Here is a 21897-nt window from a genome sequence, read left to right as displayed (position 1 = left end):
GGTAATCGTCTATTAATTTTTGGTGGTGAAAGATTTATTATTTTTTTTACACCATCAAATTATATTTATTTAATAATACAGTAGAGTTACAAAAAGTGTTCCCTATGATTTGAGACTAAGTTCGATTATCATCTGCTATGTGAGGAATTAGACGCTTAAGATTTGATGTTCTGGCTTTTTGAACTATAGTTTGGGTTTTTTAACATTGTTTTTATCAAATTTATTCGTTTATGCTCACGGGGGATCTGTTCTGATGAACTATATATAAATCAAGTTTCCCATTACAAGTTGAGGTTAACATATTTTTTGTTTTCTAGTTTAGGCAACGGGGAATGGTCAATAGTGGTAATATTTTTAATAATAAATGTTAGTGTCATTCAATTGTATTTCATACCCTGATTAAGCAATGCCAAAATATTATGTTTCGGGAATATTTCCCAAAAAGTAGCCCAATAGATATAGTGAACCACAAATCACGATGGTATTTGCTTTGTTTTTAGTCATGGTAAGGGCTTGATTTAGTCCTTGAAATAGTTCTGATGCTATTTGTATTTTATCTAAGTCGGGGCAGGTTTGTTGGGCAATATGGGCTAATTCTCTGGGTTCTGTACTACTATGATCGGGTACGGGTACTAATATTAATTGATCCCCAGATTTTAATAATGTTTTCAGGATTCCTTGATGATCTTTTGTGGATAACATTCCCATGACCCAAGTGGTTTTTTTGTCAAGGGTATCGACATAGTTTCTGAGGATTTTGGCTGAATCAACGTTGTGCGCTCCGTCGATGAGGATGGATTTATTTTGCCATTTTATCCATTGTAATCTTCCTTGCCAACGGGTTTTTTTCATGCCTTCGATGATGGCTTGATTATTAATATGCCATCCTTTATTTATCAGGATTTGGATAGTGGCGATCGCAATGGCGGAGTTATGAAGTTGTATATCTCCATTTAAACTTAAGGGGTATTCGATGCCCTGATGGGTTGCCCAGGGTTGTTGATTTTTAGTTATTTTTTGGGCAGGTTCAATTAATATGTAAGGACATTGGAGGGTTTTAATTTTTTCCATGACTACTTCATGGGCTTCGGGGGGTAGTTTACCCACCACTACGGGGCATCCCTGTTTGATGACTCCTGCTTTTTCCGTGGCGATTTTAGCGAGGGTATCCCCTAATCTTTGCCAATGCTCCCGACTAATAGATGTAATTATACTAGCTAAGGGGCGATCGGACACATTAGTAGCATCCAATCTACCTCCCAAACCCACCTCCATCACCGCTACATCTACCTGACATTGGGCAAAATAAAGCCAACTGGCCGCCGTAATCACTTCAAATTGGGTGGGATATTCTTCTGGGGGGCTATCCGCAGGACGAAGGGCGATAATCTCCTTGATATGATGGAGGATTTTGATTAAATCATCATCTCCAATATATTGATTATTAATAGAAATTCTTTCATTCCAACTAATCAGGTGAGGAGAAATAAAACGACCAGTTTTGTAACCCGCCTCGGTTAAAATGGATGATAAATAAGCACATACCGAACCTTTACCATTCGTACCCGCCACATGAATAAAAGGCACTTTCTCTTGGGGATTTCCTAACTCGGCCAAAAGTTTTTTTATTCTCACCAACCCCAAATTAATACCAAATCTTTGGAAAGGTTGTAACAAATCAGTAATTTCCCCTTGTTTATTCGCTACCATCATAAAAACCCCCATAAAAAAAGAAAGCTCAAATACTTCATTAGAAGAATCTGAACTTTTTAGTATCGGAGCGGCGGGATTTGAACCCACGACCCCCACTACCCCAAAGTGGTGCGCTACCAAGCTGCGCTACGCCCCGTTTCTCAACAGTATATGATTATAGCGAATAAAAGTTATCATTGTCAAGTTAAAATGATTTTAAAGATTGAATAGCCTTAATTAAGTCTGGAATAACATCACTTTGCCAACTGCCTTCCGCCCCACGATGTTCATAGATAATGATGCGCAAACTATAATCGTTGATATAGCCATCTGCCCCCAACCACAAAAGTGGGCTTTCCACCTCACAAGAGATGGTTTCTTCCTCCATTAAATGCTCTGCCATGGTTTCCATGGTGTCATTAATTTGAATTAGAAGACGGCAAAAATCTTCCATTTCTGGGCCAGATAATTCAAACGCCCAATTATCAGCACCAATTAAACCTTTATATATTTCTGGTTTCTCTTGCCAACCGATACGCCAACCTTTTCCTTTTTTTAACACAGTTGCTTTAATGTTAATTTAAACAAAAAAGGTGGGCATAGCCCACCCCAGAAGTAATTAAGCCTCCACAGGAGTGGCTTCTTCTTCTTCTTCGGTGCTGGTGGTATCTTCTTCTTCTGATGCTTCTGATGAGGTTACCTCCTCGGTGGCCACCACGGGAGCAGGGGTTTCCACGGTTTCTTCTACTTCGGGAAGTTCGTTTTCCTCAAATTCGATTTCTTTGTCTTGTTTCATGGTTAAGTAACGAATTACTTCTTCACTTAAACGCATATTTTTTTCGAGGGGGGCTACTTGAGAGCCATCTCCGGTGAAGTAGCTTAAAATATAAACTCCTTCTTGAAATCTTTGAATTTCATAGGCTAAACGACGTTTACCCCATACTTCCATGGATACTTTCTGCGCCCCTAAGTCTTTGAGAAGGTCACGATATTTGTGCATTTGTTGGTTTACTTGCTGTTGGGTTAAGTCTGGACGCAAGATAAACATTAATTCATAGGTGTTGGTGGTAGTCATTTTAAAAATTTTCTCCTTATGGACTATAATGGCTTCCTTCTTTGTGTGTTTAAAGAAGCAAGGTTTTTGTTGTCAAACAAACTATCATAACACTTTTTAAAAATTGGTTAAAGTAAATTTTTTTTTGTTATGGTATCTGGTTTTTTTTGAAAAGGTATGCTATAATCATTTACTGTACCCTGCGGATGTGGCGGAATTGGTATACGCGCACGCTTGAGGGGCGTGTGGCTTCGGCCTTGCGAGTTCGAGTCTCGCCATCCGCATTAAAAAGATACCAATAATAAGTTCTGTTGTTGTACATTAACAAATTATTTGTCATCGGTAACACTCTTTGTGCCGTCTTAACCAAATAAATATATATTCGGTAATGAGACGGTCAATATACTGACTTAAATTAGATTACTCCTCCTCATTCTTCTCTACATTTAGTCTAAGTTACAATTGTAAAACCGTTTAAAAAGTATAAAATTTTGGCTGTTTACTAGGTTTATAAATTGTATTAGTTTAATTTTTATCTAGTAATAAATTATTGAATTTTTAGGAACTTATATAAACAATTTGTTATAGTACAAATGTACGTGATAGGATGTGAAGTTGTGTTTTAAAAAATATAATGAGTAAAAATCCAATTTTAAAACCGTTTCTGAAGTGGGCAGGTGGAAAAAGACAATTACTATCAGAAATAAAAAAATATATTCCTAAAAATTATAATAAATATTATGAAGTATTCATTGGAGGAGGTGCATTATTATTTGATTTACAACCACAACAATCAATCATTAATGATAGTAATAAGGAATTAATTAATTGTTATCAAGTTATTCGAGATAAATCTGATGAATTAATTAAAGATTTGGGAAAACATATTAATAATGAATCTTATTTTTATAATTTAAGAGATCTTGATCGACAGAAAAAAAAATATTCTCAACTATCTGATGTAGAAAAAGCCTCGAGAATAATTTATTTAAATAAAACTTGTTTTAATGGTTTATTTAGAGTTAATTCCCAAGGTCAATTTAATGTTCCTTTTGGAAAATATAAAAATCCTGATATTGTTAATTCTGTGGTGATTAAAGCTGTTAGTAAATATTTTAATGAAAATCAAATTGAAATACTTAATAATGATTTTGAAGTTGCTTTAAAAACAGCTAAAAAAAATGATTTTATTTATTTAGATCCACCTTATGACCCTATCTCTGAAACCGCTTCTTTTACTGGTTATGATGTTAATGGATTTAATAAAAAAGAGCAAGAAAGGCTCAAAAAAGTTGTTGATGAACTGAATAAAAGAGGATGTAAAGTTTTAATTAGTAATTCTTCTACAGAATTTATTACTAATTTATATTGTGATTATTCAATTATAACTGTTTCTGCAATTAGAGCGATAAATTCAAAAGGACATAAAAGGGGTAAAGTCAACGAAATCTTGATAAAAAATTATGAGTAATTCTGAAAGTCAATCAAAAAGTAAAAATGATGTTGCATGGGAAGAGTTGTTTAAAAAATATCAAATTTTAGAGTTGATTAAAATTCACAATTTTTATGTTCATTGGTACACCATAAGTTTAATTTTTGGTGACGAATGTTGAAATTATTTAATCTTTAACTGTGTTTGATTTTTTTCTATTCTTCTTTTTCCGCATCATTTTTAACTGATCATCAGAAGTTGATATAATTGGCTACTGTACAGATTGCCCCACGATAGAAGTACAGAGAAATTCATCTCGCAGATACTTATTAGCCACTTCTTGGATTTGTGCCACCGTAACAGCATTAATATTATCTTGGAAAGTGCGATCGTAATCAATACCCACTCCAAGGGTTTCATACCAGCCAAAAATTTGGGCAAACTCCGAATTAGTCTGCTTACCCAAAGCATATTGCCCTAATAATTTGTTTTTCGCCGTCTGTAATTCCTCTGCGCTGAGGGTGATATTCCTTAATCGGCTAATTTCTGCTTGTAAACCTTCCATCCCAATTTCAGTATTAACAGGGGCAGTGCCCATATAGACAACAAATTGAGATTTATCTAAACGGGTAGGATAAAAAGCGGAGACATCATAAGCCAATCCTCTTTTTTCTCGTAACTCCACAAACAAGCGACTTGATAAACCATTACCCAAATAAGTGCTAATCAACTTTAAAACGGGATAATCAACACTATCCATGCTAGGGGTAATGTAACCCATCATGATAATAGATTGTTGTGTTTGTTGGTCAATTTTGCCGTAGGCTGACTTGGCTTCGATAACAGGGGTAGTTAATGAATCCATGCTGTGGGGAGGATTTTCCCAATCACCAAATATTTTATTAACCATCAAAGTCGCTTGTTCGAGATCTATTTTTCCTGCTAAACTTATAACGATGTTATCAGGACGAAAGTGTCTTTTATGGCATTGTCTTAAATGCTCGATGGTTATATTGTTAACGCTTTCCTCCGTACCAAGAATAGAAAACCCATAGGGATGTTGTCCATACATCATCTGCCTTAATTGGTTAAAAGCAAGGTTAAAGGGTTGCTCTTTTTGAGAAAGGATGTTTTGGAGAGTAATATTTTTTTCTAATTCTAACTCTTGCTGGGGGAAAGAGGGATAACGCAACATTTCCCCTGCAATTTCTAAAATTTGCTCGAAGTCATCGGTAACAGTTTTAATGCTAGTCAGAAAGTAATCGCTAGAAGTGTCTGTGCCAAGGGCGGCGCCAATGGTTTCTACTTTCTCGGCAATTTCTAGGGAGGATAAATTTCTGGTGCCTTTTGCCATAACACTGGCTAAAAGATGAAAAATCCCCGCATTATCAGGAGATTCCCAACGACTTCCTGCATTGCGACAAAAGATTCTTCCTGCAATAATTTCGGTAGTAGGGTTTTCAATTACGACTAGGGTAATACCGTTATGAAGTTTTGTTTGTTGGATATGTTTATGATTAGATTTCACCGTTAATTTTTGATGGAGTTATGAATAGGTTTTGATGAAAAAGTGATTTATACCAAGTTTGGAAAATTAGTTATAAATAGATTGTATCTTCACCCACCGTGTAATGAATTACACGGCTAACGATAGTTAGTTCAATAAATTGAACTGATTGATATTGCTAACTTATTAGTGATCAAATGGACTTGATATTACTGATGGAATCAGCTATGGAGGATGGTAATATAATTATCAATTATCCATTCTCAATTATCAATTATCTTATATAGGGTTGATGACAAGCAAAGGTATCTAATTCAAAACTGTTAATGATGTTAATCATTTGATAAATGCGACTAAATTTTCTTTCGTTAAAGTAAAATCCAATGCTTGGTAAATCGTCAATGGTGCCACTACTTTGGGAGTCGGTGGATTCTATTTTGGTTATTTTTCCTTGGGTTAGAATGTCGCTAAATTTATCGTTTAATATGTTTATTTGTTCATCTTTTAATTGGCAGTTTAATCTCATGACAAAAAAGTCTTTACGATACAAACTGGAGTGATAAACTCGATAAAATTTACTGATTATTTCATAGGCGGTATCGACATTGTCGGTAATGGTATAGATTTCTTTGTCTTCGGGATTTATATATCCTTCTGATACCAGATTTTCGATAATATATTGTTGCCAATTTTGCCAATAGTTTCCCCCCGGTTTGTCTATCAAAATTAGGGGAATGGGGGGTTGTCTTCCTGTCTGGCAAAGGGTTAGGGTTTCAAATGCTTCGTCTTGGGTGCCAAAACCACCAGGGAAAAGGGCGATCGCATCTGTTTCTTTTAAGAAGAATAGTTTGCGAGTAAAAAAGTATTTAAAATTAATTAATTTATGATCATTTTCAATATAGTTATTGGCACTTTGTTCAAAAGGTAACTTAACATTTAAACCAAAAGAATTATCAGTTCCAGCGCCCTTATTACCTGCTTCCATAATGCCACCTCCAGCCCCTGTAAGAACCATAAAGCCTTCTTGGGAGACTTTTTGGGCAAATTTTAAGGCAAGATCATATTCGGGGGTATCACAGGTAGTTCTTGCCGAACCAAATATGGTGATTTTTCGTGTATTGCGATAGTTGGAAAAAAGACGAAAACCCTTTTCTAAATCTTTAAGAGTACCAGTTAATATTTTCCATTCTAAACGGTCAATTTTTCCTCGTTTTACCAATTTAGCTAAAGACTTTAAAGATTTTTTTAGCCATTTATTATGAGTATAACTAGGTATTTTTTTTAATAATTCTTCAATATTGCGAGAACGATAAAATAAATCTAAATCTGATTTATTAGACAAAATTATAACCTCAAAAAACAAACAAAAAAATATCCCACCATTATATAATATAGTGGGAATATCATCAGGTGGGCAAAAGAACCTAAATATGTTGTTCTAAGGTCTTTGCTAAACTGGTTTTAGGTACAGCACCCACTAGCATATCCTGTTTTTGACCACCTTTGAAAACCATTAAAGTAGGGATACTGCGAATACCATATTGACTAGCAATTTGAGGATTTTCATCAGTATTTAATTTAACTACTTTAACTTTTCCTTCATATTGTTGGGCTATTTCCTCTACCACGGGGGCAACCATACGACATGGCCCACACCAAGGCGCCCAAAAGTCAACTAAAACGGGAAGTTCACTGTCTAAAACTTCTGCTTTAAAATCTGCTTCTTTTACTTCTGTCACTTCTGACATCTTATTTATTCCTTACTTAAACTATGTGCTTTTTGATTACTATCAGATTTTACCATAACAAATAATTTGTCTTTAGCTTCTAATTATTTCTATAATTTTACAATTCTTGCACCTTTTATAAATTACCACTTGATCATGGGGTTTTTTGCTCACTTACTTTACTGGTTATGAGTTAGAATGTATGTGGGCGAGATGTTATTTTCGCTCACTCCTCACACCATAACCCGCTCTTATTATGTAGGGGCGGATTCTTTTTGCGCGTGTAAAAATATGATTCCCTTTAAGGTTATTTTATCTGAATGGTGGTGTTATTATCTCTAAACTGGGGTTTGCCATCGATGACATCTACCCCAAAGCATTGAAAGTGTTGATTGATTTTGGGGGGAAGTTGGGGATAATTTAACTCACTGTCTCCCTTGGCTATGTCTGCCCAAAAATATTTCATGGGGGGGGCATATTGACTGGCTTCTTTTTCTGGGAGGTTGAGGGGAGGGGTGGTTAATAATTTCATTATAAATGGGTAAGAGCGATCGCCCATCCACTCCCGACAAAATTGGTCATATTTTTCTTTTTCTGGTAAATCAGTTACTTGATAACTATTAATTTTAACGGTATTTATTCCCCCATGATGGCGGTTTAATTCGATGATGCGGTACGGACTCGGATAGGTAATTAAAGACCCCGTAGTGACTTCATAAATGTCCTTATATTGGCTAATATCTTGAATGTGGAGATGTCCTGTAAAAATTAACTTGACTTCATACCTATCTAAAATATCTAATAAATCTAAAGGATTATCTAACATATACCTACGTCCTAGGGGATGTTTTGACTGTTGGGGTAAATGCTCGATGACGTTATGATGTACCATCAACAATACTAATTTGTCCTTTAACTTCCCAAGGGTTTCTTCTAACCACTGTAGTTGAGATGGTTGCAGTAATCCCTGTTGTTGTCCATTTTCATCAAAATGATTGGAATTGAGAGCAACTAACTGAAGATTTGGGGCAATTTCGCAGGTATAGTCGAGGGTTTCCGTATAATTTTGATAACCGCAATCTTGATAAAAATAGGGAAATTTATCCGAGGGAATTTGTTTCTCATTACCCTTTAGACTAGGAATATCATGGTTACCTGGAATCACATAGACAGGGTAGGGTAAGGAAGTTAGTTTTTCCTGTAACCAACGATGATTTTCAGGCTCACCATCTTGGGTTAAATCCCCTGGTAAAAGCAAAAAATCGAGATCAAGATTGTTTAAATGTGCTAAGACAGTGTCAAAGGCTGATATGCTAAATTGGGTCAAATGAAAACGATTCGGTTTGTCTTCGATGGTTTCTGGTAGGGCTATATGTAAATCAGAGGCAACGGCAAAACGAATATTCATGGCATGAGAAATCATAGGAGGATTATATCACGGTGGCTAGAGTCAGAGTTCGTCAACACGTTAACCCATTAAGTAATAAGTATCAACAATCTCTTTCTTTGCCCGATTGGAGTCAAATATATTCTAATCTATCTCTTCCCCTTCATCTTGATATTGGTTGTGCAAGGGGGCGTTTTTTGTTGGAAATGGCACCCCAAAATCCTGATATAAACTTTTTAGGTTTTGAAATTCGAGAGCCTTTGGTCATAGAAGCGAATCAATTACGAGATGAAGAAAATTTAACTAATTTGCATTATCTTTTTGCTAATATTAATAATTCTTTGGAAGATATTTTAAACTCTTTACCCGCTGATAAAATTGAGTTGGTAATGGTACAATTTCCCGATCCTTGGTTTAAGAAAAAACACCATAAAAGAAGGGTAATTCAGCCTGAAACGGTGGCTACTTTGGCAAAATTTTTAAAATCTGGTAGTCAAATTTTCTTGCAATCTGATATAAAAGAAGTAGCCGAGGAAATGTGCGATCGCTTCTTAGACAATTGCCATTTTAAACCTTTAAAACCAGAAATCTGGCTTACAGAAAATCCCATCGGTGTCATGACAGAAAGGGAAATTGCTACCCTTAATAAAGGTGAACCTGTTTATCGTACTATGTTGGTTAGGGAATAGTAATTATGGATTGTTAGTGCTTCAGCGCACCTTAATTGGTGGTAAATAATTGCTAAAATTTACTAAACAGGGTTATAATTATGTGTAAACTAGACTAAGTTATAATAACTTTCTGGTGGTTTTCCGTGGGTAAATGTTATACAGCTATGACTACTTAATGATAAATCTACTAACCAAGGGTTAGTAGTGTCTAAAATAGCTGATTGTATGGAGAAACATCATGTTTAGTTTACGTATAAGATTTAGGGCGATCGCATCCAGGATTCAAGTATTAGATCTCACGGCGAAAGATTTAACGGTAAAAAAACTATTAACCATAGCCCAAGAACATCTTCCAAGAAGATTAGAAAAAGCCATATCCCAAAGGCAGGATTTAGAAGACTTAGAAACCCTCTGGGAAATTTTAGGCATTGATGCAGTCATTGCCCTCGAAAACGAAGAAGGGAAATTAATCAGAGTAGGTGTCACCCTTTTAGAAAATGAGGGTAAAGCCCAAAACATCTTCTATGACATGAAAGGAAAACAACGCACAGCCGTGCGCGAAAAACTTAACCTAGAACAATTCTGGATTATGGTGTTAAAATCTAAAAACTTTCCAGAAGAAGATGAATGGATTGACATTCTCTATAGAGAAATTGATCAACCACCCACAGCCTCTGGTTGTCGATTAATTATTCTCTAGGAATTATTATCCCCTACCTACCATCGAGCCAAAGTTGTAAAATAATAGCGGCGGCTCGTTTATCGATTAAACCCTTATTTTGTCGAGAATACTTTTTACTACTTCTTAATTGTTCTTCCGCTTCTACAGAAGTAAATCTCTCGTCCACAAATTCTAACTCTAATTGAAGATGATGGGCTAATCTTTGAGCATATTTCATTACTTGTTTTGCTTGAAACCCTATCTCTCCTTCTCGGTTGTAAGGTACGCCTACTACCAAAATTGTTACTTCTCTTTGTTCAATAATTTCTTTAAATTTAACAACATCATCATTAAATGAACTACGTTCAATGGTAGTTAATTCTGTGGCAATTAAACCTAAACCATCGCATCCTGCCACGCCAATTCTTCTTAATCCTATATCTAAACCTAGGGCTGATAATTTTTTCATTTTTTATATTTTGAATCACACCATAGTTACATATTGACGGATAATGCGGTTAAATTCTTCCAAAACAATGGGTTTACTTAAATAATCATCCATTCCTGCTTCCAAGCAACGCTCTTTTTCCCCTTTGATTGTACCTGCGGTGAGGGCGATAATGGGAGTATATTTATTTTCTTCGGTGGCTCTAATGATGGTAGTTGCTTCATAACCACTCATCACGGGCATTTGAATATCCATTAAGATTAAGTCGGGTTGATGGGTGATATATTTTTCGATCGCCTCTTGTCCGTTTTTAGCGGTGATAATGGTACTATGTGCGATCGCCCTTTTAACCAAAACCTTTGTTAAAGTTAAATTAACACTATTATCCTCAGCAATTAAAATAGTAAGACGATCAACCATTGCTTCATTTTCATTAGTCAAACTATTATCCACCACCATTTGCACCCCATCCGAGTTCTTAACCTTTAGATGAGCCAAGGTATAGTATAGTTGATCGATACTAATAGGTTTATTATGTTGACTTTGAATACTTAACTCCTCACAAGCCAAATTAATATCTTGATCATTAGCTACACTATGTAACAAAATTATCGGTAAACGACTAGCATCAATATCAAAACCACAACGAATAATGCGAATTAAATCCAAACCATTACTATCAGGCAAACTATAATCAATAATTGCCCCCTCATACACCCCCGGATTATTTTTAAGAATTTGTTGAGCTGAAACACAATCATAAACTACATCACAGACAATATTTTTTCTAAGTAACATCTGTCTGAGAATCTCACAATTATTAACGTTATCATCCACAATCAACAGCCGTTTAATATCACTCAAAGCCTCGTATTCAATTTCTTCCCCCATTTGAGTTTTCAAAGAAAGATTAAAAAAGAAACGACTACCCTTACCGACTTCACTTTCTAAATGCAATTGACTATTCATCAAAGCCAATAACTTATTAGAAATAGTTAACCCTAAACCAGTGCCTCCATATTTACGAGTAATGGAATTATCCTCTTGGGCAAAGGCTTGGAAGATTTTTTCTTGTTTTTCTGGGCTAATACCCATACCCGTATCCCTAACGGAAAATTCAAGATTAAATGTTAAATCCTGATCTTTTTTTGAGGGGGTTAATCTTTGATTATTTTTAATGTCAATGGTATTTTGGAGGGTGATTTTTACTTCGATTTCCCCTTTTTCCGTAAATTTAACCGCATTGCCAAGGAGATTAATTAAAATTTGTTTAACCCGAATTTCATCTAACCAAGCAAAACGGGGTAATTCTGGGGAAATGTTTAAGAGAATTTCAATGTCTTTATGGGCAACCTTAAGGCGAATGATGTCCACAACCTCGGAAGCAAGATTCCAAATATCGGTTTTTTGATGGGAAAGTTCTAGTCTTCCCGCTTCTATTTTGGAAAAATCAAGAATATCATTAATTAAGTCAAGAAGAATATTCCCCGATTGATTGACAAGATGAAGATATTTTTTTTGGGTGGCATCGAGGTTGGTTTGTAATAGTAATTCTGAAAAACCGATGACACCATTTAAGGGGGTACGAATTTCATGACTCATGTTGGCTAGAAATTCTGATTTTGCTCGATTGGCTAATTCGGCTTGTTGTTTAGCTAAACTTAAATTTTCCTCAAGGCTTTTTCTTTCCATGGCGCTGGCGATGGTGTCGGTGAAACTTTGTAGGAGGGCTGTTTCTCCATCAGTCCATTTTCTGGTTTGGTGGGTATCATCAAAGCCAATAAAGCCCACAAATGTTTCTTGATAAAAGATGGGAATATAAATAAATGATTTAATATTTTGTTCTTTAATAATGGATTTAAAAGCGATGTCGTCTTCTATGTCATCGCTAGATGTTTGAAAGGGTTTTCCTGCTAAGAGGGCTTGGGCGGCGGGGGGAAATAGGGAGATGGGAATGTTAATTAATTGTGGATTTTGGATGACGGGGAGTCTGCCATCGGCGTAGTATTCGTATTGATGACTACATATGGGCTCGTTTTCCCCTTGTTTAACGGTAAAGTAGTATGCTTGATCTGTTCCCATGGCATCACATAATATTTTCAGGCTAAGGGCGATCGCACTTTCCACATCATCATTAACTAATAATTCCTTCGTCGCCAAGGAAATGGCAAAAAGCATTTTTTCTTTTTCTTGTAATTCTTGATTAGCTTTTTGAATTTTACTCTTAGTCACTTTTTGACGGGTAATATCAAAGATAACTCCTTCTAAATAAAGTAATTTTCCTTGATCATCATAAATACCTTTACCTTTTTCTGAAACCCAAATTAACTTCCCGTGGGTGGTTAGCATGGGATATTCTAACTCATAGCTAGTTTTATTTTTTACCCCTTGATTAATTTTCTTTGATACCCGTTTTCTATATCTAGGATGAATAACATCATATAAATTAACATGATTATCGATAAAATCTTGGGGTTGATAACCTGTGAGTCTTTGAATTTCTTCACTAATAAATAAAGTAGTATAGTTACGATCATTAAGACATTGATAAGCGACTCCCGACATATTGGCAATGAGATTTTTAATTTGATTTTCACTATGGGCAAGGGCAATTTTAGTTAACTGATTTTCGGTGATATCGGTGACGATACCATCTATCCTAATAATTTCCCCTGCATCATTTTTGATATATTTTCCCTTATTAGAAACCCATTTTACTTTACCTGTGGCAGTAATAATACGATATTCTGTGTTGTAATATCCTTGGGTTTCTAGTTGTTGAAGGGTGACTTGCATTTGTTGTTTATCTTCGGGGTGAATAAACTGATGCCAATGGGATAAATCTTTTAACCACTCTGACAAGGGCATTTCATACAAATCTTCCGCCGAGGGGGTAATGTATAATACTTGTTGATCAGGATAACTTATGGACCATACTACTTCATTAAGAGAGCCTAAAATACTTTGTAGTTGTTGTTTGGTGCTTAATAATTCCCGTTGGGCAATTTGATTTTCCGTCACATCGGTTTGAGTGCCAAACCAAAACCAATTTCCATTTTCATCCTGTTGAGCTTTAGATTTGATTTGCATCCAGCGCACCTTACCATCAATAATCATTCTCACAGTTTCATCAAAATTGGTACGAGAGGCGATCGCCTCAGCACTTTTAGCCAAAAATAAATCTCGATCTTCAGGGTGAATTATACTAAGAGCAATTTTCGAATCTTTTACCACATCTTCTGCTTTTAAATTATTTAAATCAGCCCATACAGAACTTACATAAATAAATCGAAAATCTTCCGTTAATTTATAAATTCCCAAAGGAATCAAAGAAACTAATTGATTAAATTCAGCTGTCTTTTTTGCCAAAGCAATTTGATTTTTTTTCTCTTCATCAATGTCTTGAAAAGAACCATAAAGACGATGACATTTACCATCCCTAAAATCAGACTCGATAATTGCTTTTACCCAAATTTCTTTCCCCGTAGCCGTCACTAACTGCACCTCAAAAGCAGAAGATTCCCCACGGATGATCGCTCCTTCTACCGCCTTTGTAACCACATCTCGACTTTCTCCTTCCCGATAAAAATTGATGGCATCCTCAAGGGTAGGTTGAAAATCTAAGGGCAATTCATGGATAATTTTGGTCATATCAGTCCATTTTACCGTATCACTATCTAAGTTGACCTCCCAACCCCCAACCCTTGCTAAACGACTTGTTTGTTCTAAAAAATCTTTAGTTAAATTAAGTTCAATTTCAGCATTTTTTATCTGACTAATATTTTTAATAGTAGCACATAAAAATAAAACATTATCATCGGGATTATTAATGGTATAACAACTTACTAAAATAGGAATATAATGACCTTTTTTATGCTTAAAAATTACTTCAATATTTTTATTATTAAGATGAATATTAAGAGGGTTAAAAACCTTTTCACACAAATCAATATTTTCTGAAGCCCAATAGTCAAAAGGGGGAAATGTTCCCAGTAATTCTGGGCGAGTAAATCCCGTCATTTCACAAAAAGCGGGGTTAACCTCCAATAATTCTCCAGAGGCAGATAAAACCATGAAGCCATCGGGAAGATTGGTAATTACCGAATTAGAAAAGTTTTTTTCCTTTTCAACCCTTGCTTCCCTTTGTTTTTTTTGGGTAATATCCCTTGCTAGGGCATAAATTAAACCATCATGGATTTGAGCTTTCCATTCTAAATAATAATAAGTACCATTTTTATGACGACATCGATTTTCAAAATGGTTAATTTTTTGGTCATTTTTGAGAGTTGAGAGAGTAGCAAAACTACTTTCTAAATCCTGATGATGAACTAAATCAGCAAAACAACGCCCTTTTAATTCTTCAGGGGAATAACCTAATATTTCTTGCCATAGGCTATTTAATTCTAAAAAATTACCTTCTAAATCAGTAATACATAACAAGTCGGACGCTAAGGAAAAAAATTGTTCTAAATTATAGGTTGTGTCTTTTAGAAAATTGTTTTTTTTGCTTGATTCCTCAACGTTCATTGGTTTTCCGTTTTTATCTTATGCTTTTTTTATTTTACTTGCAGTTTTATCTTCTTGGTGCAAAATCCCTTTAACTAAATGTTGATGAGGGAAGATTCATCATAGTTATTGAGGGAAGTTGTGGAAAATTGCCCATTGCCCAATCAATAATTTTGATTCACCCCCGTTGTGAAAGACCAACGAACAGTAAAATATAAAATAAAAAGAACAGCAACTATCTGTATAAATTGATGCAAACTATAGAACAACCGATCGCCCCTAGGGAAGATAAACTATTTGATACCACCATTCACCGTCGCCAAACCCGTGCGGTAAAAGTTGGTAGCGTCACCATCGGCGGAAATAATCCCGTGGTTGTACAATCAATGATTAACGAAGATACTTTAGACATAGATGGCTCAGTAGCTGGTATTCGTCGTCTCCATGAGATTGGTTGCGAAATTGTACGGGTAACAGTGCCTAGTATGGCTCACGCTAGGGCTTTAGCTGAGATTAAACAAAAGTTAGCCGATACTTATCAACCAGTGCCTTTAGTGGCGGATGTTCATCATAATGGCATGAAAATTGCCCTAGAAGTTGCCAAGCACGTTGATAAAGTGAGAATTAATCCTGGTTTATATGTGTTTGAAAAGCCTAAGGGCGATCGCACTGAATATAGCCAAACAGAATTTGAAGAAATTGGGGCTAAAATTAAGGAAACTTTAGAACCTCTAGTAATATCCCTCCGAGATCAGGGAAAAGCCATGCGTATTGGTGTTAATCACGGTTCTCTAGCCGAGAGAATGTTATTTACCTACGGTGATACCCCAGAAGGAATGGTAGAATCAGCCCTGGAATTTATCAGGATTTGCGAATCCCTAGACTTTAAAAATCTGATTATCTCCCTCAAAGCCTCTCGAGTACCTGTAATGCTTTCTGCCTATCGTCTCATGGTTAAAAAAATGGATGAACTAGGCATGAGTTATCCCCTTCATCTTGGGGTTACCGAAGCAGGAGACGGGGAATATGGCAGAATCAAATCCACCGCAGGAATCGGCACATTATTAGCAGAAGGCATCGGCGACACTATTCGGGTATCCCTCACCGAAGCCCCTGAAAAAGAAATCCCTGTTTGTTATAGCATCTTACAAGCCCTTGGATTGCGCAAAACCATGGTGGAATACGTTGCTTGTCCATCCTGTGGTAGAACTTTGTTTAACCTAGAAGAAGTATTACACAAAGTCAGGGAAGCCACAAAACACCTCACGGGGTTAGATATTGCCGTTATGGGTTGCATCGTTAACGGGCCAGGGGAAATGGCCGATGCGGATTATGGTTATGTGGGCAGACAACCCGGGTTTATTTCTCTTTATCGTGGACGGGAGGAAATTAGAAAAGTACCCGAAGCAGAAGGGGTTGAACAACTGATTCAACTAATTAAAGATGATGGTAAATGGGTTGATCCTTAATTAATATTTATGGTGGGCATTGGCCCACTCCATCGATTAAATTTGCTTCAACTTAATCTATTTTCTTTTAAGATGTATGGTGCGATCGTCTTGTTCGTAGTAACTCCTTTAGGAGTGATGATGGCTAAAGCCAATAGATTATGATTGTAGTCATTTTAAGCATAAATTTTTAGCAAAAAATGCTTCTTAAAATACGATAGGATAAAATGTAGTTACAATTCAAAATAACTATATATAATGGCAGACATCGATCCCGTTATCAATACATTTATTCAAGAATACTTACAAGACTATGAATTAGAACCAGAAAAGGATTATACAGATTTTGAAAAATTTGCCTGTTATTGTGTTTTTTCTTCTTTTAATAGAACAGGAGAAGAATTTGATGTTTCTAAAGTTCATACGGGAAAACCTAGAGATACTGGCTTAGATGGTGTCGGTATTTTAATTGATAATATTCTAGTCAACTCTGAAGAAGAAGCTGATAACGTTATTGGTACAACAAGAAGAACTTTCAACTTAAAATTTGTTTTTGTACAAGCAAAGTTAGAAAGTAGTTTTAATTTCTCCGTTGTAGAAAAAACAGTTAATAGTGTCAAAGATTTTTTTGCTGATTACAAGGGAATTGAACCGCTATACTCCAGAAGCCAAGAATTACAAGAAAAAGCATTATTGGCAAATTATATACTCAATAAATACCACGAAAATAGGCTATCGACAGAAGAAAAACCAGAATGTAACGTTTATTATACTACTATTTCATATAAAACTGTTGATTCTACTGTAACCAGAAAACAATCGATTTTAACAGAGAATTTAGAACAAGAATTAAACTTTTTGAAACGAATTAATTTTTGTTTTTGGGGAGCTGAAAATTTAGAAAAACTATATAAACAAACTAAACGAAGAGTTGAAACAATTATCCAACTGAAAGAATGTGTTGATTTAGAAGTAAATGGAATAGAACAAGCATACATGACAGTTATGTCTTTTTCTGAGTTTAAAAAAATTATTCTTCATCAGGATCATAACAAAGGTATTATTGATTTTATTTTTTATGATAATGTAAGAGGTTTTTTGGGACAAGACAATCCAATCAATGAGGAAATTAAAAAGACTCTTGAATCTAATGATAAAAGACATTTATTCCCTATCCTCAATAATGGAGTTACGTTGATAACAGAAAAACTAATGCCCCAAAAGAATAAAGTTTATAAGCTCATTAATTATCAAATAGTCAATGGTTGCCAAACTAGCCATGTTCTTGGTCTTTGCAAAGATATTCCTGATATAGAGAATACAACGATTCCTGTAAAAATAATTGAAACTGATGACGAAAATATTCGAAACGCTATTATTAGGGCAACAAATTCTCAAACACAAGTAGGAAAAGAATTTATAGCAGCATTGTCTGAATTTAATCCCAAATTAGAAGAGTTTTATCAAACACAAACTACCCGATCTGACAAACCTCTTTATTATGAAAGAAGACCAGGGCAATTTTTCTCGCAAGAAAATGTTGTTCAGGCAAGAATAATCACAATTAGATCTCAAATAAAAGCATTCATGGCTATGTTTTTAGATGAGCCTCATAGCGTTAATTACTTTGATAAAAGTTTAATAGAGAGAATTGGAAAAGATATTTATGTTCCCTCTCATTATCCTATTGCATACTATGCAAGTTCTTGGGCTTTTTATCAACTTAATTATTTCGTTAAAAAATCAAAAATAACAATTGATTGGGAAAAAAAAGATATTTATACAAAAGCGAAATACTATATCTTAATGATTTTTAAATATCTAGCAATCGATAACAATAAATTTTGTCCCAGTTGTGGAAACAGAAAAGAAATAGATAAATATTGTCAAGAGTTAATAAGCATTGTTAATAATTTGGAAAAAAGCGAAAATATTTTCAAAAAAAGTTGTGAATTATTAATCCAAAATATTTTTAATTATCGTGAAAACAACAAAAATATTGAGTTTAATAAAATATTTAAACAGGCAAATTTTACTGATTTTATCCTAACCCAAATGAATATTGAAAATAAAAATTTATCAAAAGATAGACAGAAAGATATTGCTAATCAACAAGGAGTAATCCCTTTTTATTAGATAAATATAGAAATGCCCTCAGATTTTTAAATACAATGAATTTTATATTGTCTCTAATTCATCAGAAATTAACTCTTGCAAATCTTCATCGCAATGTGAATTAAGATGAATAATTGATGCTAATAATTCTGCTAAAATATCTCCTTTTTGACTGTCAGTTAGATTGGATAATTCTAGTTGATTAATTAAAGAAATTACGGTTTGACATTCATTTTGTAATTCAATAATTAGGTGATTTAATGTAGAATTTCTAATATTATTTTTTCGATCAGTTACTTGCATTATTTTTTACCTAATCTTTTTAATACTTGTTCAATTCCTTTATCAAAGGCTTTGATTTCCTTTTGCCAATGTTCAGTAATTCGATTTTCTAAAGATAAAATTGCTTTTTTAAAATGACTTCTTTTCATAAATTTAAGCGATCGCAAAGTTCGTATATTTACGAGTTTCAGGATCATGAAAAGCTAAAACTATATCCTCTTTTGGTACACCTTCGGTTAATAATTCGTTAGCAATACCTTCTTCTGTCCAATCTTCCTCAATATAAATTTTCTCATTTTTAATACGAATATGAACTTGAATATTTCTGATTTTTTTCTTACCTTCCCACCCCATAAAAAGCCAAAAATATTGATCATGTACTTCATCAAAAACAAGACAACTTTCCTGATCTAAATTAGCAGAGTCAGAAACCCAATCATGATATCCCGTCAATATCTTTTTAAGAGAAGTACGATACTTTTCTAATCTATCCATTGTAAGATTTCCTCCCGTTCCATATCAACAACAACCAATAGTAATTTATTTATTTGAGTAATATCTCTAATTGACTCTCTTTTAAAAAAATTTTCATAAACATCATCCTTAATAGCTAGATAAACTTTATATTCAGGTGCTGTTAGAGTGATTATGTTTTTATACAAAATATATTGTCCTAAAGCGATTTCAAAATCTCTCATGGGTGAAGGACTTAAGAAACTCTTTATTTCAACAATAATTTTACGTTCATTTTGTTCTGCAAGAATAGGTTTTTCCAATGCTAAATCAGCGAATAATTGAGCATCTTTATATTTAATTTTGTAAGGATCTGCCGTGATTTTCCAACCATCTTTTATTAAGGCATTTTTGACGGCATCATGGTAAATATCTTTTTTTGGCATTTTCCTCCTTGTAATTTTATCAGTCAAAAGGTGGGCAATGCCCACCCCACAGATTATACAGGCATACCTAAAATGTCCTCGATTTTCGGCATATCTTCTAAAGCAATAACGCGCCCTTCATCTTCAAAACCATCGATTTCATTGAAGTTTAAGTAACGGTATAATTCGCCCTTGAAAGGATCGATTTTCTCAGAAACGATCGCCCTGTACTCCTCCACAGTGGGAATCTTGCCTAGTAAAGCACATACCGCCGCCAACTCCGCACTACCAAGATAAACCCTTGCACCCTTACCCATACGATTATTAAAATTACGGGTAGAAGTAGAAAACACCGTAGCATTATCTTCCACACGGGCTTGATTACCCATACACAGAGAACAGCCAGGCATCTCAGTTCTAGCGCCCGCCGCCGCAAACACACCATAAACCCCCTCATTGCGCAACTGTTGCTCATCCATGCGGGTAGGAGGACATATCCATAAACGCCCTTTCACAGTACCAGCACCCTCAAGGATTTTCGCCGCCGCGCGGTAATGTCCGATGTTGGTCATACAAGAACCGATGAACACCTCATCCACCTTATCCCCAGCGCACTCTCTCATGAGTTTAACATTATCAGGGTCATTGGGTGCCGCCACGATAGGCTCTTTAATTTCATCAAGGTTAACCACGATGGTATCAGCATATTCCGCATCCTCATCCGCAGACATCAGGGAAGGATTTGCCAACCATTCCTCCATCTTGGCAATACGACGTAATAGGGTACGCGCATCTTGATAACCCCGGGCAATCATATTTTTCATCAAACTAACATTGGAGCGCAGATATTCCGCCACGGTTTCCTCACTTAGTTTAATGGTACTACCAGAACAAGAACGTTCGGCGGTTGCGTCGGTTAACTCGAAAGCCTGTTCTACTTTCAGATCAGGTAAACCTTCCATCTCCATGATACGACCATTGAAGACATTGATTTTATCCCCTTTCCCTGCGGTTAACTTGCCCTGTTGCATAGCTACCCAAGGAATGGCGTTAACGATGTCTCGTAGAGTTACCCCCGGTTGTAGTTCCCCTGTAAACTTGACCAATACCGACTCGGGCATATCCAAGGGCATAGCCCCCAAAGCCGCAGCAAAAGCCACTAACCCAGAACCTGCGGGGAAGGAAATACCCAAGGGGAAACGGGTATGGGAATCGCCCCCAGTACCTACGGTATCGGGTAATAACATACGGTTTAACCAAGAGTGAATGATGCCATCTCCCGGTTTGAGGGCAACACCGCCACGGGTAGCGAAAAAGTCAGGTAAGTCTTTGTGGGTTTTGATGTCCACGGGTTTAGGATAGGCGGCGGTATGGCAGAAGGTTTGCAGGGTTAAATCGGCGTTGAAACCTAAACAGGCTAATTCTTTTAATTCATCCCTTGTCATGGGGCCTGTGGTATCCTGAGAGCCAACGGTGGTCATAATGGGTTCGCAAGAGGTACCAGGGCGGATACCTTCTACGCCACAGGCTTTACCGACCATTTTTTGAGCGAGGGTGAATCCTTTACCGCTATCTTCGGGGGGGGTAGGACGTACAAAGAGGGTACTAGGTTCTAATCCTAACGCTTGACGGGTTTTATCGGTCAAAGCTCTACCAATCAAGAGGGGAATACGCCCCCCTGCCCTAACTTCGTCTAAGATTGTCTCGGGTTTGATGGTGAAGGTGGTGAGGGTTTCGCCTTTTTCGTTGGTGATTTTGCCTTCGTAGGGGTGAATGGTGATGACATCCCCTGTATTAAATTGATTAACGTCGCATTCGATGGGTAGGGCGCCGGAGTCTTCGGCGGTGTTGAAGAAAATGGGGGCGATTTTACCACCTAAAACATAACCGCCTGATTTTTTGTTGGGTACGAAGGGGATTTCTTCGCCGAGATGCCATAATACGGAGTTGATGGCAGATTTACGGGATGAGCCTGTACCCACTACATCCCCCACATAGGCGACGGGATGTCCTTTTTCTTTGAGTTTGGCAATGGTTTCTAACCCTTCTGGCATCCTTGATTCTAACATTGCTAGGGCATGGAGGGGGA

At 35.9% G+C, this 21897-nt stretch carries 19 protein-coding genes and 2 tRNA genes; 6 read left to right on the top strand and 15 right to left on the bottom strand.

What is annotated here, in order from left to right; translation table 11 throughout:
- Positions 1 to 417: 417 nt before the first annotated feature.
- From IQ215_RS10415 to rpsF, 4 genes are all read right to left on the bottom strand, one after another.
- Positions 418 to 1713 carry a bifunctional folylpolyglutamate synthase/dihydrofolate synthase gene (locus tag IQ215_RS10415; protein WP_431355533.1) on the bottom strand — a complete coding sequence of 432 codons (1296 nt, stop codon included), beginning with the start codon at positions 1711 to 1713 and terminating at the stop codon, positions 418 to 420.
- Between the two features lie 62 nt (positions 1714 to 1775).
- Positions 1776 to 1849, bottom strand: a tRNA-Pro gene (locus IQ215_RS10410).
- A gap of 48 nt (positions 1850 to 1897) precedes the next feature.
- Positions 1898 to 2254, bottom strand: coding sequence for a DUF1818 family protein (locus IQ215_RS10405; RefSeq protein WP_347239031.1), 357 nt, complete (start codon positions 2252 to 2254; stop codon positions 1898 to 1900).
- Positions 2255 to 2311: 57 nt separating this feature from the next.
- Entirely contained in the window at positions 2312 to 2767 is a 456-nt protein-coding gene (gene rpsF, locus IQ215_RS10400) for a 30S ribosomal protein S6 (protein WP_193801245.1), read from the bottom strand.
- A gap of 181 nt (positions 2768 to 2948) precedes the next feature.
- Here rpsF and IQ215_RS10395 point away from each other — a divergent pair.
- Positions 2949 to 3030 (top strand) — tRNA-Leu (locus IQ215_RS10395).
- Positions 3031 to 3380: 350 nt separating this feature from the next.
- Complete coding sequence (locus tag IQ215_RS10390) at positions 3381 to 4217, top strand: DNA adenine methylase (protein ID WP_193801244.1); 837 nt, start codon at positions 3381 to 3383, stop codon at positions 4215 to 4217.
- A 232-nt stretch (positions 4218 to 4449) separates the two neighbouring features.
- Here IQ215_RS10390 and IQ215_RS10385 read toward each other — a convergent pair whose 3' ends face one another.
- The 4 genes from IQ215_RS10385 to IQ215_RS10370 all read right to left on the bottom strand — a co-directional run bounded on the left by IQ215_RS10385 (position 4450) and on the right by IQ215_RS10370 (position 8820).
- Entirely contained in the window at positions 4450 to 5706 is a 1257-nt protein-coding gene (locus IQ215_RS10385; RefSeq protein WP_193801243.1) for an insulinase family protein, read from the bottom strand.
- A 253-nt stretch (positions 5707 to 5959) separates the two neighbouring features.
- Positions 5960 to 7027: an LOG family protein gene (locus IQ215_RS10380; RefSeq protein WP_193801242.1), complete on the bottom strand. Its 1068-nt coding sequence runs from the start codon at positions 7025 to 7027 to the stop codon at positions 5960 to 5962.
- 82 nt (positions 7028 to 7109) lie between these two features.
- Positions 7110 to 7433, bottom strand: a complete 324-nt coding sequence (gene trxA, locus IQ215_RS10375; RefSeq protein ID WP_015222351.1) for a thioredoxin — start codon at positions 7431 to 7433, stop codon at positions 7110 to 7112.
- Positions 7434 to 7719: 286 nt separating this feature from the next.
- The gene (locus IQ215_RS10370) at positions 7720 to 8820 is read right to left on the bottom strand and encodes a metallophosphoesterase family protein (RefSeq protein WP_193801273.1); all 1101 of its coding nucleotides are present in this window, start codon (positions 8818 to 8820) and stop codon (positions 7720 to 7722) included.
- Positions 8821 to 8852: 32 nt separating this feature from the next.
- Here IQ215_RS10370 and trmB point away from each other — a divergent pair, with 32 nt between their 5' ends.
- Together trmB and IQ215_RS10360 are read left to right on the top strand one after the other, a co-directional pair.
- On the top strand, positions 8853 to 9488 hold the full coding sequence (trmB, locus tag IQ215_RS10365; RefSeq protein ID WP_193801241.1) for a tRNA (guanosine(46)-N7)-methyltransferase TrmB: 636 nt from the start codon (positions 8853 to 8855) through the stop codon (positions 9486 to 9488).
- A gap of 220 nt (positions 9489 to 9708) precedes the next feature.
- Positions 9709 to 10170: a hypothetical protein gene (locus IQ215_RS10360; RefSeq protein ID WP_193801240.1), complete on the top strand. Its 462-nt coding sequence runs from the start codon at positions 9709 to 9711 to the stop codon at positions 10168 to 10170.
- A gap of 13 nt (positions 10171 to 10183) precedes the next feature.
- Here the strand turns inward: IQ215_RS10360 and ruvX are convergent, their stop codons facing one another.
- The gene (gene ruvX / locus IQ215_RS10355; protein WP_193801239.1) at positions 10184 to 10600 is read right to left on the bottom strand and encodes a Holliday junction resolvase RuvX; all 417 of its coding nucleotides are present in this window, start codon (positions 10598 to 10600) and stop codon (positions 10184 to 10186) included.
- A 15-nt stretch (positions 10601 to 10615) separates the two neighbouring features.
- Positions 10616 to 15106 (bottom strand): PAS domain-containing hybrid sensor histidine kinase/response regulator, encoded by a 4491-nt coding sequence (locus IQ215_RS10350; RefSeq protein WP_193801238.1) that lies wholly within the window; start codon positions 15104 to 15106, stop codon positions 10616 to 10618.
- Between the two features lie 230 nt (positions 15107 to 15336).
- Between IQ215_RS10350 and ispG the strand changes: the two genes are divergently transcribed.
- Together ispG and IQ215_RS10340 are read left to right on the top strand one after the other, a co-directional pair.
- Positions 15337 to 16554 carry a (E)-4-hydroxy-3-methylbut-2-enyl-diphosphate synthase gene (gene ispG, locus IQ215_RS10345; protein ID WP_193801237.1) on the top strand — a complete coding sequence of 406 codons (1218 nt, stop codon included), beginning with the start codon at positions 15337 to 15339 and terminating at the stop codon, positions 16552 to 16554.
- 237 nt (positions 16555 to 16791) lie between these two features.
- Positions 16792 to 18669, top strand: coding sequence for an AIPR family protein (locus tag IQ215_RS10340; protein ID WP_193801236.1), 1878 nt, complete (start codon positions 16792 to 16794; stop codon positions 18667 to 18669).
- Between the two features lie 42 nt (positions 18670 to 18711).
- On the opposite strand, the gene IQ215_RS10335 is transcribed toward IQ215_RS10340, so the two are convergent.
- The 5 genes from IQ215_RS10335 to acnB all read right to left on the bottom strand — a co-directional run.
- Complete coding sequence (locus IQ215_RS10335) at positions 18712 to 18951, bottom strand: hypothetical protein (protein WP_193801235.1); 240 nt, start codon at positions 18949 to 18951, stop codon at positions 18712 to 18714.
- Positions 18951 to 19079: a hypothetical protein gene (locus IQ215_RS14490; protein ID WP_277815528.1), complete on the bottom strand. Its 129-nt coding sequence runs from the start codon at positions 19077 to 19079 to the stop codon at positions 18951 to 18953. Before IQ215_RS14490 ends, IQ215_RS10335 begins: the two co-directional genes overlap by 1 nt.
- A 4-nt stretch (positions 19080 to 19083) precedes the next feature.
- Positions 19084 to 19425 carry a XisI protein gene (locus tag IQ215_RS10330; RefSeq protein WP_193801234.1) on the bottom strand — a complete coding sequence of 114 codons (342 nt, stop codon included), beginning with the start codon at positions 19423 to 19425 and terminating at the stop codon, positions 19084 to 19086.
- Complete coding sequence (locus tag IQ215_RS10325; RefSeq protein WP_193801233.1) at positions 19413 to 19829, bottom strand: XisH family protein; 417 nt, start codon at positions 19827 to 19829, stop codon at positions 19413 to 19415. Before IQ215_RS10325 ends, IQ215_RS10330 begins: the two co-directional genes overlap by 13 nt.
- 53 nt (positions 19830 to 19882) lie before the next feature.
- Positions 19883 to 21897: bifunctional aconitate hydratase 2/2-methylisocitrate dehydratase (gene acnB / locus IQ215_RS10320; protein WP_193801232.1), on the bottom strand; the 2015-nt coding region annotated here is incomplete at its 5' end.

Origin of the sequence: Cyanobacterium stanieri LEGE 03274, from assembly GCF_015207825.1 — a bacterium.
GTDB lineage: Bacteria > Cyanobacteriota > Cyanobacteriia > Cyanobacteriales > Cyanobacteriaceae > Cyanobacterium > Cyanobacterium stanieri_B.
Note: the sequence above shows the minus strand (reverse complement) of the source record. Positions and strands in the feature narration are given on the sequence as shown.

Excerpts from the sequence above, each read along its gene's own strand:
- IQ215_RS10390 (WP_193801244.1), top strand. The coding sequence starts at position 3,381 with ATGAGTAAAAATCCAATTTTAAAACCGTTTCTGAAGTGGGCAGGTGGA.
- ispG (WP_193801237.1), top strand. The coding sequence starts at position 15,337 with ATGCAAACTATAGAACAACCGATCGCCCCTAGGGAAGATAAACTATTT.
- IQ215_RS10325 (WP_193801233.1), bottom strand. The coding sequence starts at position 19,829 with ATGCCAAAAAAAGATATTTACCATGATGCCGTCAAAAATGCCTTAATA.
- IQ215_RS10370 (WP_193801273.1), bottom strand. The coding sequence starts at position 8,820 with ATGAATATTCGTTTTGCCGTTGCCTCTGATTTACATATAGCCCTACCA.
- rpsF (WP_193801245.1), bottom strand. The coding sequence starts at position 2,767 with ATGACTACCACCAACACCTATGAATTAATGTTTATCTTGCGTCCAGAC.
- ruvX (WP_193801239.1), bottom strand. The coding sequence starts at position 10,600 with ATGAAAAAATTATCAGCCCTAGGTTTAGATATAGGATTAAGAAGAATT.
- trxA (WP_015222351.1), bottom strand. The coding sequence starts at position 7,433 with ATGTCAGAAGTGACAGAAGTAAAAGAAGCAGATTTTAAAGCAGAAGTT.
- IQ215_RS10360 (WP_193801240.1), top strand. The coding sequence starts at position 9,709 with ATGTTTAGTTTACGTATAAGATTTAGGGCGATCGCATCCAGGATTCAA.
- IQ215_RS10340 (WP_193801236.1), top strand. The coding sequence starts at position 16,792 with ATGGCAGACATCGATCCCGTTATCAATACATTTATTCAAGAATACTTA.
- IQ215_RS10415 (WP_431355533.1), bottom strand. The coding sequence starts at position 1,713 with ATGATGGTAGCGAATAAACAAGGGGAAATTACTGATTTGTTACAACCT.
- IQ215_RS10350 (WP_193801238.1), bottom strand. The coding sequence starts at position 15,106 with ATGAACGTTGAGGAATCAAGCAAAAAAAACAATTTTCTAAAAGACACA.
- IQ215_RS10330 (WP_193801234.1), bottom strand. The coding sequence starts at position 19,425 with ATGGATAGATTAGAAAAGTATCGTACTTCTCTTAAAAAGATATTGACG.
- IQ215_RS14490 (WP_277815528.1), bottom strand. The coding sequence starts at position 19,079 with ATGAAAAGAAGTCATTTTAAAAAAGCAATTTTATCTTTAGAAAATCGA.
- IQ215_RS10335 (WP_193801235.1), bottom strand. The coding sequence starts at position 18,951 with ATGCAAGTAACTGATCGAAAAAATAATATTAGAAATTCTACATTAAAT.